Origin of the sequence: Helicobacter vulpis, from assembly GCF_003660395.1 — a bacterium.
In the GTDB taxonomy this organism is placed as follows: Bacteria; Campylobacterota; Campylobacteria; order Campylobacterales; family Helicobacteraceae; genus Helicobacter; species Helicobacter vulpis.
This window is the reverse complement of the sequence record NZ_QXQT01000007.1, coordinates 38,092-52,825: the sequence shown is the minus strand read 5'-3', so window position 1 is coordinate 52,825 and position 14,734 is coordinate 38,092. Positions and strand designations below refer to the sequence as shown.

Here is a 14,734-nt window from a genome sequence, read left to right as displayed (position 1 = left end):
CAATGGGTGGCGGTATTGAATGAAGCGGGCGTAGAAATAGAAGAAGTCTTTGAAACCAATGGGGCAAAGATTGTCGTGATCGGCGTGGGGGGTGGAGGGTCTAATATGATCGCCCATTTGATTGCCACGGGCACTTATAAGGACATCACACTCATTGTTGCCAACACAGACGGGCAGGCACTCAAGTCGTCTAATGCCAAGAATAAAATCCGTTTGGGGGAGAAGATCACCGGAGGCAGGGGGGCGGGCATGAAGCCAGAGATTGGCAAGCAAGCCGCTCAAGAGTGCGTAGAAGTCATTAAAGAAATGGTCGCGGGGGCAGATATTGTCTTTATTTCGGCCGGTCTAGGTGGAGGGACGGGCACGGGGGCAGCCCCCGTGATCGCCCAGATCGCCAAAGACGCGGGGGCGTTGACCGTCTCTGTGGTAACCAAGCCCTTTAGCTTTGAGGGGCGCAAACGCACTAAGATCGCCGAAGAAGGCTTGCAGGAGCTCAAGGCGGTAAGCGATTCGATTGTGGTGATCCCCAATGAAAAACTCATTGGTTACGTGGATAAGAGCATGGGTATGAAGGATAGCTTTAAAGAGGTGGATAACATACTGGCTAAGGCGGTGAATGGTATCTCAGGGATGATTATCAATTATGGCGAAAATGATATTAATGTGGATTTTGCCGACCTTAAAACCGTGATGAATCACCGTGGGTTAGCTCTAATGGGCATTGGGGAGGCAACGGGGGTTAATGCCGCCACAGTGGCCGTAGAGAACGCCATCGCTTCGCCCTTATTTGACAATGTCTCTATCAATGGTGCGATGGGGGTTTTGATCAATTTTGAATGCCACCCAGATTACCCCCTCTTAGAAATCACCAATTCTGTGAGCATTGTCGAGTCAATGGCCGATGAGGATGCCGATATTATCTTTGGTAAATGCACTTCCACCAACACCCCTACCGATCATGTCAAGGTTACCATCGTGGCGACCGGGTTTGAAAAACCCGCCCCTCCCAAAGAAGAGCTCAAATCCGAACCCTCCTTTAGCCTTTCTAAAAGTGCTCTAGAAAATATCAAGTTGGTGAGCAGTGGAGAGACCTTTCAAGGCATCGATTTAGACAAGCCCGCTTTCTTGCGCAACCAAAAGGACTAGCCTAATCTCTCTAGCATGCAGGCTTTGTAGCTTGCATAGTTCTGTGTTAAAATGGCCTCCCTAGCCCCGCGCATTAATTCCAAGTAAAAATGTAGATTGTGCAAACTCGCCAAACGAAAATAACTCAACTCCCTAGCCTTAAAAAGATGATGCAGGTATGCCCTAGAGTAATGCGCGCAGGTGTGGCATGTACAACTAGAATCTAGGGGCATGTCGCTGTCCTTGTGGCGCGTGTTTTTAATGGCGATCTTGCCCTGCATGCTAAAGAGTGTGCCATTTCTTGCGTTACGCGTGGGCATGACACAATCAAACATGTCCACACCCAAATCAATGGCTTCTAACAAGTCTTGAGGCGTGCCCACTCCCATGAGGTATCGGGGTTTATGGGGGGGTAGGAGGGGGGCGGTGTGCGCGATAGTCTCATACATTTCTAACGCGCTCTCACCCACAGCCAACCCGCCAATGGCAAACCCATCAAAATCCAACGCGCTAAGTTCTAACGCGCTTTGGGTGCGCAAGGCTAAATGCGTACCCCCCTGCACAATGGCAAAGATATGGTGATTAGGGCTGGCGTGTTGGCGGTGGTGCTCTAAGCTCTTTTGTGCCCAAGCTGTGGTTTTTTGCACGGCTTGCAAAAGGCGCTCATAGGAGGCGGGCAAGCCTACCAAATCGTCTAAAACCATGCAAATATCGCTATTGAGAGCGTATTGGATGTCCAGCACCTTAGCGGGGGTAAAAAGGTGGGAACTTCCATCAATATGGGATTTAAACACGATGCCCTGATCGTGTTCTTTGGTATTGTGGCGCAAAGAAAAGGCTTGAAAGCCCCCACTATCGGTTAGAAAATTCCCTTTAAATCCGCTAAAACCATGCAAACCGCCCAACTTGGCGATGCGTGTGTGCGAGGGGCGCAAATAGAGGTGGTAGGTATTGGCCAAAATAATGGGAGCTTTGAGCCCATAGAGGTCTTGGGTATCAAGACTCTTAACACTGCCCTGCGTGCCTACAGGCATAAAGATAGGGGTTTGCACGCACCCATGGACAAGCTCCATGCTCAAGGCGCGCGCATGCCCGTCTTGAGCATCCAAACAAAGAGGAATCATGTGTCTTAACTTTTTTGCTATATAATAGCCAAAAACACTAGGAAGTGCTTGAAACGAGTTGCGTTGATTTTAGAGGGTGCTGTTGCTAAAAAATTCCTAGAAGCAGTGGCCACCCAATACTTTAGTAATAATTTCTATCTTGTGATCACCAAAGACGCTTCCTGTCTTCCTAGCACTCTGCCTAGCACCTTTGAAGCGCATGTTTTTGACCCCACTTCTGCTTACAGACTCCACACTGTTTTAGACACGAAGGTCAGCGATGTCTTCATTATGTTGGATAATGCCCAAGAACAACAGGCGATCTATGAGATCATCAGGCAGCGTAATAAGGATGTGCGTTTGTTGGTAAATTTACCCCATGCGGACATGTGGGGGGGAGTCAAGGACGACAGACTGCTCATCATTGACAACACCCAGATCTTAGCTAACAAATGCATCACCAAGATTCCCAATGTGCCCAATGTGCCCCAAGGCTTTGGGTTAGAGCAGGGGGAGGTGATGGAGATTGGCGTACCCTATGGAAGCGTCTTTGCTTATCGCCATGTCGGGGCGTTGCGCCAAAAAGATTACAAAATCGTGGGAATTTATCGTAAAAATAAATTCTTTTTAAGCCACCCCTCTACGATCATTTTACCTCGCGATCAGTTGTTAGTGGCGGGTAATCCAGAAGTGCTTAATAATGTGTACTTGCAGGTCAAAAGCAATGTGGGGCAATTCCCCGCTCCCTTTGGACGCGATATTTATCTTTATATAGACATGCGCCTACAAAGCCCCAAAGCTTTGAATCGCGATCTCCAACAAGCCCTTTTTTTGCATGAAAATCTCAAGAGTCTCGCGCTGTATGTGTGTGTTCTCAATCCTAAAGTGGGGATGATCGAGTCAATCCGCATGATAGAAAAGCCAGATATCCATGTCGTGCTAGATTTTAGCGGCATGCCCTTTATGAAAAAACTCTATACGGATAGCCAGAAAAAAATCGGTCTGGTGGTGGTGGGGCAGGAAATCTTTGGGCATCAAGAGCACAGAAAGGCGCTTTTTGAGATCGCCACCCCTATTTTTAAGACCAATGCCCATGGCTTGGCAGAGATCAAAAAGGGCATGGTGGTGCTCAATGAGAGCATGCAACAGAGCGAAGACATCTCTTCGGTGATGTTTGATATTTGCGCACAAATGAGCTTAGACATGCTATTATACGACTTTGACCCGGATAAGCGTTACAAGGTAGAAGTCATTGACAACTACAAACACCTCTCCCATATTTACAGCCGCAAGATCAAGATCATCCGTACCTCTATGAAAAACCCCATTTTATTTTTAAGAAAGCTGGAGACACCCATCATGCAATTCTTGCCCTTTGAATCCTGTATCACCCAGAGCCAACTTTTTTGGGCCTTTTCTACCAAAGTAGAAAAGATCGCCTTTTTAAGCGATATGCATCCCCAGCTCTTTATCCCGGTGGTGGAATGATGTACCTAGACATCCAAACGGGGCAGGGGGCTTATAGAGTGCATGTAGGGGGTCTACCTCCCATCGCACTCCCTTGTAAAGCACTCATTGTGAGTGATACAAAAGTGGGAGAATTATATTTGAGCTCTTTGTTAGGGCATGTGCAGGCTGCAGAGATCGCAACGCATTTAGTCCCTATGGGCGAATCCTTTAAAACATGGCAAACCCTAGAGGGCATTTTAGAGAGCGCCTTTGAGGCACACTTGAATCGCACGGATGTAATGGTGGCTTTAGGGGGCGGGGTGGTGAGCGATATGGTGGGCTTTGCGAGCGCGATTTATAAACGCGGGATCGATTTTTACAATATCCCCACCACACTTTTAGCCCAAGTGGATGCGAGTGTGGGAGGCAAGACGGGCATTAACAACGCGCATGGGAAAAATCTCATTGGGGCGTTTCACCCCCCCAAAGCCGTTTATATTGATCCGCATTTTCTAAAAACCTTGCCCCAACGCGAGTTTAGGGCAGGTGTCGCAGAGATGATCAAAAAGGCAATCTGTTTGGACGCGCCCTATTTTGAATGGCTACACACCCACCCCATAGAGGCGCACTTAGAAGAGGCGATCTTTAAAAGTGTGCAAATCAAAGCTAGGGTGGTACAAGCCGATGAGAGAGAGAGTGGGGCACGCATGGCGCTCAACTATGGGCACACTTTCGCGCATGCCATTGAAAAAGAGGGGCATTACACGGAGTTATTGCACGGGGAAGCCGTGGGAGTGGGTATGCGTATGGCTAATGCGCTCGCCATGAAATTAGGCTTGTTAGATGAAAAAAGCCATGCGCGCATGGAGGCATTATTGCATGCCTATGGTTTGGATTTGCCCTACAAAATTAAAAACATGGCAAATTTCTACGCCACCATGCAGCAGGATAAGAAAAATAGCACCGGTGTGCGTTTCATTTTGCCCACCGGCATTGGGAGTTTTAACATCGTGGATGGTGTGCCCCAAAGCGTGGTGTATGAGGTGCTTGGCACATGGGCTTGAAAATTTTAATGGCATTGGGCATGCTGTGCGCGCTCTTGAGTGCGCAACCAGAGCCTAGCGCGCTCAAAGCCCAGTTAGAGAGTTTGGACAAACAGCTCGAACCCAATTTATGGATCCAACAATTTAAAAATTTTGAATCTTATCAAAAACTCTCTGCACAAATCCAGCACCTCCAACAACAACTCAAAACGCTCAAAAGCAAGGGGGAACATGGCTTAAAAACAAGCGCGTTAGAACACAGCCTGCAAAGTCTCCAGCACCAACAAAAGCTTTTGCAATCCTATAAAAGCCCCCCCTTTAAGGAATTGGTAGAAAAGCCCCCCATCCTCAACATCCCCACCATCACTAACCCCTTTGCCATCATCGGGGGGCTTTCTTTTCTCAAAAGCCTACAGGCACGCTATAAAAGCATGCAAACCAATTTAGAGAGTTTAAAGCGCGCCTTACACCTTATTCAAGAAAAATACGCCCTCCTAGAACAGCTCAACACTCTAAGCCCTGGGCCCCAGCTTGGCGCGCAGATCTCCCAAGAACAGGTTAAAATCTTGGAGTTCCAAAGCGCACAAAGTCTCTTGGACGCGAGTCTAGAAAGTTACGCTAAAGATGTGCAAGCCATGCGCGCGCGCATCCAAGCCCAGATCAAAGATCAGCTTTTCAAATTATTTTGGGTGGTCTTGGCCGCGTTAGGAAGCGTGTTGTTAGCATGGTCGCTCAAGCACCTAAGCCATAAATACTTAGTGGGCGATGAGCGCGCCTACACCATCAACAAGGCGATCAACTTCATCAACGCCAATGTGATTGTCTTGATCTTTTTGTTTGCCTATTTAGAAAATGTCTCTTATTTGATCACCTTTTTAGGTTTTGCTAGCGCGGGGTTTGCCATCGCCATGCGCGATGTGTTCATGAGCGCGCTGGGGTGGTTGTCTATCTTGATCAAGGGGAGCGTGCATGTGGGGGATCGCGTCAAAATTTCTAAAGATGGGAATACCTATGTGGGCGATGTGCTAGACATCTCCATGCTCAATATCACCATTTTAGAAGAGGTGACTCTCACCACCTACACCAAGAATAACGGGCGCGCGGGGCGCATTATTTTCATCCCCAATAATTATATCTTTACCGGACTCTTCTCCAACTACACCCATTTGGGTTTGAGCGCGGTGTGGGATAGTCTAGACTTCTTATTGCCCTTTGGCTCTAATTATCAGCGCGCCATAGAGATCGCCCTAGAGATTGCCACCACCCACTCTAAACCCTATAGCCAAGCCACCCGCACACAGCTGGGCAAGTTGCGCGCTAAATACGCCCTGCGCGCCTTGGATTCTGAACCTAAAATCGCCCTCATGCCCGAAAAAGAGGGCATGCGCTTGTATGTTTCTTACTTGGTGAGTGCCTATGATACTTTGGGGTTACACTCCACCATCGCCTTAGAAATCCTCAAAGCTTTTGAGCAGGCAGAAGACATTTTTATCACTCCTAAGTCTGCCCCATGAGAAGGTGGTGGCTGTGTTGTTTCTTGCTATGGGGGGTGTTGTCCGGGGCGCAGGATTCTAGCATGCCCGGCCAGGATGGACGCGCGCAATTGTTGATGGAATTAACGCGCTTAGAAAAACACTTAGACAATGGCAACAATATTTGGTTGAAGAAATTCAACAATACGGAGAGTTACGAGCAGATCTACGCAGAAATTCAAAGTATCCAAGGCCAACTTAAGATCCTCAAACATAGGAAAGATGGCAATGCCCTACAGATTAGCGCGCTAAAACACACTTTGCAAGCCCTTAAACACCAAGAAGAACTCTTAGAGCAGTACAAGGGTAACCCTTTTAAAGAATTGGTAGAAAAGCCCCAGATTGGCGATATCCCCACTATTAGCAATCCTGTCGCCATCATCAGCGGGATTTCCTTTGTGAAAAACATCAAGGCTAGATACGCCACCATGAGGCGCAATAAAAAGCTTTTAATGGAAGCTTTGGGCTTTTTGGAAGAAGAAGTGAGTCTGCTCACCCGTTTACAAGCCCTGCAAGATGATAACAATACGGCTAAGAAACTCTATCAAGAACAAATCAAAAAGATCGAGTTGCAAGGGGCGCAAAAACTCTTAACAACCAGCATGGATCTCTATGCTAAAGACATTGAAGAAGTGGATGCTAATATCCAAACCCAAATTAAAGCCCAACTTTTTAAACTCTTGTATGTGGTGTTGATCGCTTTAGTGAGTATTATCTTAGCATGGATTTTAAAAGTCATCAGTCATAAGTATGTACAAAGCAATGAGCGCGCCTACACCATCAACAAGGCAATTAACTTCATCAACGCCAATATTGTCATTTTGATTTTTCTATTTGCCTACCTAGAAAATGTTTCCTACTTAGTCACGGTGCTAGGCTTTGCTAGTGCAGGGTTAGCCATTGCGATGCGCGATCTCTTTATGAGCTTACTAGGTTGGCTGACAATTATGGTAGGGGGTAATGTGCATGTGGGGGATCGTATAAAAGTCTCTAAGGATGGCAATACTTATGTGGGCGATGTACTCGACATTTCCATGCTCTATATTACCATCTTTGAAGATGTAACCCCTCTAGCCTATAAAGAGAATCATTGCCGCGCGGGGCGCATTGTCTTTGTACCTAATAATTACATCTTTACTAGCCTCATCGCCAATTATAGCCACTTTGGCATGAGAAGCGTTTGGGATGGGATCACGTTTCACATTACCTTTGATTCTAATTACAAAAAGGCGATGGATATTGCTTTCAACACTGTTAACATCCACGCCAAACAGTATACCGAGATGACCTATAAACAGCTAGGTAAAATGCGCACCAAGTATTCCTTGCGCAACACCAGTGTCAGCCCTAGGGTTTTCATGTCTTTGGAGAAAGATGGGATTCAAATCAGTGTGTGGTATCAGACCAATTCTTATGCCACCCTCGCGCTCAAATCTAAGATCTCTAGCGACATTATAGAAGCGCTCTTACAAGAACCCGATATTTTTGTGGCCTACAACACAACCAAGCTCGTGCGCGATGTGGGTGATGGGTTTGGCAATAAAGACTATGAGCTCAGGAAGAAACATGAAACAGAAAGTTTACTTTAAAACCTTTGGTTGCCGCACTAATCTCTTTGACACCCAAGTGATGTTGGCACACCTCAAAGATTTTGAGCACACCTGCAAAGAGGATCAAGCCGATATCATCGTGCTCAACTCTTGCACAGTCACCAATGATGCCGATTATAGCGCGCGCGCCTATGCTAGAAAGATGAGTGCTTTGGGCAAAAAGGTGTATTTTACCGGGTGTGGGTCTAATTCTCAGGGTTTAAAACTCTTTGAAAGCGGGCATGCTTTTGGAGTCTTTGGGCACGATGCTAAAGAGCAAATCAACACCCTATTGCACGCCAAAGAGGGCTTTTTTCACGCCGATAGCTTGGCGCATGTCGATTCTAGCATTGTGCCTCTCTTTGTGGGCAAAACGCGCGCCTTTGTCAAGATTCAAGAGGGCTGTGATTTCAAATGTAGCTATTGTGTGATCCCTTTGGTACGGGGTAAATCTAGAAGCTTGCCAGAGAGTCAGATCTTAACACAATGCCAAGTCCTAGCCCAAAACGGGGTGTTAGAGATTGTGCTCACAGGCACGAATGTAGGGAGCTATGGCAAGGAGACAGGGAGCAACATCGCGCGCCTCATTAAAAACATCGCACGCCTTGAGGGGATTAAGCGCGTGCGCATCGGGAGTTTAGAGCCTAGCCAAATTGATGCCGAGTTTTTAGAATTGCTCGATCACCCCATTTTAGAGCGCCATTTACACATCGCCCTGCAACACAGCCATGACAGCATGTTAAAGCGCATGCGGCGGCGTAACCGCACGCACAGCGATCGCCAACTCCTAGAAAAGATCGCACTCAAGGGTTTTGCACTGGGGACAGATTTTATTGTAGGACATCCTTATGAGAGTGAAAGCCTTTGGCAAGAGGCGTTGCAAAATTTTAAAGCTTTGCCCCTAACCCATCTGCACCCCTTTATCTACAGCGCGCGCGCGGGTACGCTCTCTAGTACAATGGGTGCGCGCGTACGCGGAGATGTTGCCAAGCAGCGCTTAAGAACGATTAGCGCATGCGTGCAAGAGAAGAACCACGCTTTTCGCATGCGCGCCCAGAACACCCCCCTAGAGGTGTTGGTGGAGAGTTACAAAGATGGGTATTATCATGGGAGCGATCAGTATTTTAACCCCGTGGTGATTAGCGCGCCGCGCGATTTGCGTGCCCAATGGGTGCGCTTAGAAAATTACCAAGTGCAAAGAGAAAGAAGTTATGCGGCGCTTTAATAAAAAGGTTGTGATCGGGGCGTTGGGGGTGCTGGTGGGGGCGATTGTGGTGGCGTTTTTATTCTTAAGAGATCAAGTAAAACTGGTGAGTATCAAGGATTTTAACGCCCTCTTGCATTCTGATAAAATCCAGAGTATTCAAATGGATGACAATTACATCTACTTGAAAGTGAATTTCAAAATCTACAAGACGCGCGGGTGGGTTGGAAAGAGAGCTTGCAATTCCCTAGCAATATCCCTATTGAGATTCTCAAGGAGGAGAACACGACCCAGCAACTCTTAGACATGGTGATCATTTTCTTTTTTCTCATTTTATTGGCGTTGATTTTGCGCTTTGCCTGGACACGCAAAAACCTCCCCCTGCAAACCAGTTATGACAGCGTTTTAAAAGCCCAAAGCCCGCCCATGCCCTCTTTGCACGCCACCTTGCCCAGTGTGCGCTTTGAAGATGTCGCGGGCACTAAAGAGGTTAAAGAAGAGCTCTATGAGATCGTAGATTATCTCAAAAACCCCAAAAAATACCAAGATTTAAAAATCAAATTGCCCAAGGGGGTGCTCTTAGTGGGACCTCCAGGAGTGGGCAAGACGATGATTGCCAAAGCCCTAGCCTCTGAAGCCAAAGTGCCCTTTTTTTACCATAGTGGGAGCGCGTTTGTACAAATCTATGTAGGCGTGGGGGCTAAGAGGGTGCGCGAACTTTTTGCCAAGGCGAAGGCTTTTAGCCCCTCGATTGTCTTCATTGATGAGATCGATGCGGTGGGCAAGGCGCGTGGACACCAACGCAATGACGAACGAGAAGCCACACTCAACCAGCTTTTAACCGAAATGGATGGCTTTGAGGAGAGCGCACAGGTGATTGTGATCGGGGCGACTAATAAAATTGATGTGATCGATGAAGCCTTGCTCAGAAGTGGGCGTTTTGATCGGCGTATCTTTATCTCCCTGCCCGATCTAGAGGAGCGCACCCAGATTTTAGAGTCGTACTTGAAAGACAAGCAACACAGCCTAGATTGCCTAGAGGTGGCGCGTATTTGTGTGGGCTTTAGCGGGGCGATGCTCTCCTCTTTGGTCAATGAAAGCGCGCTGAATGCCTTGCGCCACAACCACAACACCATTAGCATGCGCGATATTTTAGAAGTCAAGGATAAAATCGCCTTTGGCAAGAAAAAACATGTCGCCTTAAGCGAACAAGAAAAAAATCTCTATGCGCTCTACCAAAGCGCGAAGGCGCTCAGCGCGTATTGGCTAGAAGTGGAGTTTGATAAAGTCTTGTTGATGGGGGATTTTCTGATCGCTAGCGATCAAAAGGTGCGTAGCCAAAGCGAGATGAACAATAGTATCAAGGTGTATTTAAGCGGGATGATCATCTTAGAATTGTTCTTTCAAGAGCATTACACCTTAGCCAAAGAAGACCTCAAACACGCCTTTGAAATCGCCAAGCGCATGTGTGAAGAATATGCGATGGGGCGTAAATTCATTGGGGATCGCGCGGACATGGAGGCGTTATTAGGCGCGTTGTATAAAGAACAAAAAGAATTTTTGAGCAATTCTAAAATGCAGGTGCAGGCGATGGCGAAAATCTTGCTAGAAAAAGAAAAGCTTAGTAAGCCCCAAATTCAAGAGATTTTACACTCGTTTGTGTGATGGTGGGTACATACTTTAGCGGTTTTGGCTTTTCTAATGAAGACTGGCTTTTTGCATGGCTCTTAGAAAAGGGCACGCGTTACGATGTGGCTGGCTTTAGCTATGGGGCTACGCGCGCGCTAGAATTTGCCTATCATCAAGTAAAGCAGGGCAGACGGGTACAAAACTTGATGTTGATCGCCCCTTGCATGCTTGCCCACAAGAGCCAAGCCTTTAAAAACTTGCAACTCAAAGCCTACCAACAAGACCCACACGCCTACATGCGCGCGTTCTTTGAAAAAATTGGTTGGAGCGCGCTCTTGCAACAAGACCCCAGTTTGGCGCGTTTCACGCATTTGGGCAGCTTGCAAGATTTGCAAATCTTGCTCAACTACGCCTACGCCCCTGAAAAGCTAGAATTTTTATGCGCTAAGGGAGTGCGTTTAGAAGTGTTCATTGGGTTAGAAGATGCGATCATGGACGCGCAAGCTCTGAGGAGCTTTTTTAAAAACTATGGCTGTGTGTGGTGCTTTAAGGGGGCTAATCACTTGCTCTTATAGTGGCAGCTGGGATCAACTTCTGCGATTTATATTATAATGCAGAGCTCGATCGACTGAAAAGGGAAAGAATGTTACGAAGGGCTGTATTGTTGTTATGTATGGCCGTGCTGTCCTATGGGAAGGGTTTTAAGGATTACATGCGCTATGATTTGGGCTTCAATCTCTTCATCATGGATCACGAGGGTTCGACCACCTATTGGCCCAACACTAACACCACTTTAAGCACGCGTTTGACCCCTGAAGTCGGGTTTGCCTTTGATTTGGGGCGTGTGGAGCAGAAAATCATGGTCGGAGCGTTCTTGTTCCAAAATATCCATACCTATCAGATGAACTTCCCTAGCAAATGGGGCCCTACGGTCTATTACCAAGCGCGCGCCAAGTCCTTTAATTTCTATGGGGGCATTTTCCCTAGAAAATACCTTATTGGGCATTATCCCCTAAATGTCTTTGCGCCCTATTATTGGTTCTCCGATCCGAATGCGCGCGGGTTTGCCTTGCAGTACAAACCCCCTGCCAATCCCTATCAAGACACCCACATAGAAGCAGAGTTTCTACTGGATTGGTTTGGGGGCAATTGTTATACCTGTAAATATGGGCGCAATGCGCTGGGCAATGGCATGGATCGCTTCAGTTTCATGGGGGCTAGCGAATTCTCTAGTTTTAAAGACTTTTTGAAAATCGGGGCCAATGCGGAGTATTTCCATGTCGAAGATCAGTTTTTACTCAATTGGCCCGCCCCATTAAAGGCATCCGCCATGGTTCGATCTATTTGTTAGATCGACTCTATTACCAAGCCTATGTCAAAAGCGACCTGCTCAATAGTGCCCCCTTCATGGAAGCATTGAACTTCTCTGTGGGTGTGTTGGGCAATTTGGAACGCCTGCGCCGCATTGGTATCGCCGAGCCTTTCAGAATCAGCACGGGGTTATTTGTGGAAAGCCATGTCCAATTCAAAGGTTTTGGGGTGAGCGATCTTTTCTTTGCTAGCAAGCATGGTGAGGATTTCTACTACAGCAGATACGCTAAGGTGAATCTCATCTGTTCTAAGGACTATTGCCCCACCCCTATTTATCGTGGGGTACCCTTTTTCCAAGCTCCCCTTTATAATCGTCTAGACATTTATTATGAGTTTAGGAGTTCCTTTGCCAAAATCCGTACCCAATTTGTCTATAACTTGATGAGTGATTACACCACCACCCAAGATTCCTACCAAGTCTATTTCACTGTGGCACTAGATAGCTACGATCTACTCAATTTCATCTTACGCAAGGTACACCGATAATCTCTATCAATAGGAGGGGTTTAACGCCGATTTAGAGCTAAAGCAAGGAGGCGTGCATGTCCTATGTTACCGGCAATGTTACCCATGTCAATCAGAATGCCCCCTTTGGCTCTATTGTGTATCAAAATGCCCTGCCCAAACTGGATAATGAAAACCACAAGGAGTTCTTAGAGCGCTTGCAAGCAGTGCAAGAAACCCGCGCTTTAGAAAAGAATAAGGCCATCCATCGCGACAAGGATGAAAACCCCCCCCAACAGCACAACCCCCCACCCCACCAACAGCCCGACCCGCGTTGTTTGGGTGATAAACGCCATTGTTACCACGGGCACTATTACAGCGATCACGCTTTAGAACGCGCCCTAGAGAACACTCAGGAATTAGAGGGCTTTTTAGAACCCCATGTACTAGATGTGGTCATCTAAGCCTTGTTGGCTTGGCTTGGGCTTTTGGCCCCCTAGCCCAAATACCTGAGCACCAAACTCGCGTAGTAGCTCGCGCCGCGGGCTAAAAGCGCGTCATTGAAGACATAGCCAGAGGTGTGGAGATAGTGGGTGTTCTCATTTTCTAAAAAGGCGTAGGCACAGGGGCGTAACTGGGTGAAAAACCCAAAATCTTCACTCCCCATAGCCGCGGGGTGTTCAAAACAACAAGCCTCTTCTCCAAAGACTTCTTTAGCCACTTCTTGGGCGAATGCGCTAGCCTTTGGATCATTGATTGTAACAGGGGCAGCGGCTTGCTTGCTTATCTCAATTTCTACCCCTTGAGCCAAAGCGATCCCCTTAGCGATTTGTGCAATGCGTGCAGCGGTGATCTCTTGGCTTGCAGCGTCCAAAGCGCGCACACTTAGTTTTAAAGTGGCGTGATTAGGGATGATATTAAAAGCGCTCCCGGCATGGAACGCCCCCACACTCACCACCGCGCTGTGTTGGGGGTCAATATTTCTAGCCACAATGCCTTGCAAGGCCACCACCAATAAAGAGGCGGCCAAAATAGGGTCCTCGCATTTTTCAGGCGCGCTCCCATGCCCCCCCCGCCCCTTGATCTCTAGGGTGTAGCAATCCGCACTCGCCATGATCGCCCCACTCTTCAGGTAGATTTTTTTATCCGTGCCTAGGGGCATGTTATGCCAGCCAAAGATCATATCGCTATCAAATTGTTCTAACAAGCCCTCTTCAAGCATGGCTTGTGCGCCCCCCAGCCCTTCTTCAGCGGGCTGAAAGTACAGATGCAACGCGCCCTCAAACTCTTGGGTGGCTAAATACTTAGCAGCTAATAGCAAAGACGCGCTATGCCCGTCATGCCCACAGGCATGCATTTTGCCCGCATGTTGGCTCTTATAGGGCAAGTCATTTTCTTCTGGCATGGGCAATGCGTCCATATCCGCCCTCAAGCCAATTTTCTTGGGCGAATCGCCCTTTTTGAGCACCCCCACCACACCGGTTTTGCCCACACCCGTATGCACCTTGTAGCCAAATTCTTGCAATTTGTTAGCCACCAGCTTAGAGGTTTGCACTTCTTCAAAACCTAGCTCGGGGTGTTGGTGGATTTGTTGGCGAATCGCTTTAAACTCCTCTTGCATCGCGACAATCTCTGGGATCAAGGGCATAACTCTCCTTTAGGGCTTTCTTTTGAAAAGGCGTTTGATTCTATACCACAGACGCCTACGGCGCTTCTCCTCCTCTATCTGCTTGTCAATCTCTGCAACCGGTCGATCAAAGACAATTTCTATGTAATCGCTACTCCCATCCTTGCATTCTATGCGAATCACATTCTCGGGGGGAGGGTTGTCGTAATCTATGGGTTTTTTGCTCTCTTCCATGCTCGCTCCTTGAGGCTTGATGGCTATTAAATCAATAGGCGCGCTGATCCATGCACTTGATTTCAATCTCTTCGGCAATGGGGGTAGTGTTGTGGTGGAGCAAATCTACCTTGACCAGATCGCCCTTTTTGAGATCGACAAATTTCTTTGCCTTATCCCAGCCCACACCGCATGCATCTTGTTCAATTTTCGTGTAGGGCATCACCTTGATCACCATCCCATTGATCGCAATGGTCTTTTGCGTAGCATCAATATTTTCAATGATCCCCTTAAAATCAGAGGCGCAGACAACCCCCACAGCCACAAGCCCCAGCGCTAATTTTTTCATTTTCTTCCCTTTTTAGAAATATTAGAGACGAGAGTATAGGCATTTTGTACTAAAAC

At 47.5% G+C, this 14,734-nt stretch carries 14 protein-coding genes and 1 pseudogene; 11 read left to right on the top strand and 4 right to left on the bottom strand.

Going from position 1 to position 14,734, the window contains the following annotated elements:
* Window positions 1-6: 6 nt before the first annotated feature.
* The gene (ftsZ, locus tag EAO38_RS03640) at window positions 7-1,146 is read left to right on the top strand and encodes a cell division protein FtsZ (protein ID WP_121021209.1); all 1,140 of its coding nucleotides are present in this window, start codon (window positions 7-9) and stop codon (window positions 1,144-1,146) included.
* On the opposite strand, the gene tgt is transcribed toward ftsZ, so the two are convergent.
* Window positions 1,143-2,246 carry a tRNA guanosine(34) transglycosylase Tgt gene (tgt, locus tag EAO38_RS03635; RefSeq protein WP_121021256.1) on the bottom strand — a complete coding sequence of 368 codons (1,104 nt, stop codon included), beginning with the start codon at window positions 2,244-2,246 and terminating at the stop codon, window positions 1,143-1,145. The genes ftsZ and tgt overlap by 4 nt on opposite strands.
* 51 nt (window positions 2,247-2,297) lie before the next feature.
* Between tgt and EAO38_RS03630 the strand changes: the two genes are divergently transcribed.
* The 10 genes and pseudogenes from EAO38_RS03630 to EAO38_RS03590 all read left to right on the top strand — a co-directional run bounded on the left by EAO38_RS03630 (window position 2,298) and on the right by EAO38_RS03590 (window position 12,953).
* Window positions 2,298-3,716: a COG3400 family protein gene (locus tag EAO38_RS03630; RefSeq protein WP_121021207.1), complete on the top strand. Its 1,419-nt coding sequence runs from the start codon at window positions 2,298-2,300 to the stop codon at window positions 3,714-3,716.
* Window positions 3,713-4,741, top strand: a complete 1,029-nt coding sequence (gene aroB / locus EAO38_RS03625) for a 3-dehydroquinate synthase (RefSeq protein WP_121021205.1) — start codon at window positions 3,713-3,715, stop codon at window positions 4,739-4,741. Before EAO38_RS03630 ends, aroB begins: the two co-directional genes overlap by 4 nt.
* The gene (locus EAO38_RS03620; protein ID WP_121021203.1) at window positions 4,732-6,234 is read left to right on the top strand and encodes a mechanosensitive ion channel domain-containing protein; all 1,503 of its coding nucleotides are present in this window, start codon (window positions 4,732-4,734) and stop codon (window positions 6,232-6,234) included. The genes aroB and EAO38_RS03620 overlap by 10 nt, the downstream gene beginning before the upstream one ends.
* Entirely contained in the window at window positions 6,231-7,841 is a 1,611-nt protein-coding gene (locus EAO38_RS03615; RefSeq protein ID WP_121021201.1) for a mechanosensitive ion channel domain-containing protein, read from the top strand. The genes EAO38_RS03620 and EAO38_RS03615 overlap by 4 nt, the downstream gene beginning before the upstream one ends.
* Entirely contained in the window at window positions 7,819-9,066 is a 1,248-nt protein-coding gene (mtaB, locus tag EAO38_RS03610) for a tRNA (N(6)-L-threonylcarbamoyladenosine(37)-C(2))-methylthiotransferase MtaB (protein ID WP_121021199.1), read from the top strand. Before EAO38_RS03615 ends, mtaB begins: the two co-directional genes overlap by 23 nt.
* On the top strand, window positions 9,053-9,349 hold the full coding sequence (locus EAO38_RS09505) for a hypothetical protein (protein ID WP_235852498.1): 297 nt from the start codon (window positions 9,053-9,055) through the stop codon (window positions 9,347-9,349). The genes mtaB and EAO38_RS09505 overlap by 14 nt, the downstream gene beginning before the upstream one ends.
* The gene (locus EAO38_RS03605) at window positions 9,283-10,710 is read left to right on the top strand and encodes an AAA family ATPase (protein ID WP_235852497.1); all 1,428 of its coding nucleotides are present in this window, start codon (window positions 9,283-9,285) and stop codon (window positions 10,708-10,710) included. The genes EAO38_RS09505 and EAO38_RS03605 overlap by 67 nt, the downstream gene beginning before the upstream one ends.
* Entirely contained in the window at window positions 10,710-11,249 is a 540-nt protein-coding gene (bioV, locus tag EAO38_RS03600) for a pimelyl-ACP methyl ester esterase BioV (protein ID WP_121021197.1), read from the top strand. The genes EAO38_RS03605 and bioV overlap by 1 nt, the downstream gene beginning before the upstream one ends.
* A gap of 170 nt (window positions 11,250-11,419) precedes the next feature.
* Window positions 11,420-12,531 (top strand): annotated as a pseudogene (locus EAO38_RS03595) (hypothetical protein).
* A 56-nt stretch (window positions 12,532-12,587) separates the two neighbouring features.
* On the top strand, window positions 12,588-12,953 hold the full coding sequence (locus tag EAO38_RS03590) for a hypothetical protein (RefSeq protein ID WP_121021195.1): 366 nt from the start codon (window positions 12,588-12,590) through the stop codon (window positions 12,951-12,953).
* A gap of 32 nt (window positions 12,954-12,985) precedes the next feature.
* Here the strand turns inward: EAO38_RS03590 and EAO38_RS03585 are convergent, their stop codons facing one another.
* From EAO38_RS03585 to EAO38_RS03575, 3 genes are read right to left on the bottom strand one after another with little or no spacing between them, the layout of a single operon-like run.
* Window positions 12,986-14,137, bottom strand: a complete 1,152-nt coding sequence (locus tag EAO38_RS03585; RefSeq protein WP_121021192.1) for a M20 aminoacylase family protein — start codon at window positions 14,135-14,137, stop codon at window positions 12,986-12,988.
* Between the two features lie 9 nt (window positions 14,138-14,146).
* Complete coding sequence (locus EAO38_RS03580) at window positions 14,147-14,350, bottom strand: hypothetical protein (RefSeq protein WP_121021190.1); 204 nt, start codon at window positions 14,348-14,350, stop codon at window positions 14,147-14,149.
* A gap of 31 nt (window positions 14,351-14,381) precedes the next feature.
* Window positions 14,382-14,678 (bottom strand): DUF5666 domain-containing protein, encoded by a 297-nt coding sequence (locus tag EAO38_RS03575; RefSeq protein WP_121021188.1) that lies wholly within the window; start codon window positions 14,676-14,678, stop codon window positions 14,382-14,384.
* Between the last annotated feature and the right edge of the window lie 56 nt (window positions 14,679-14,734).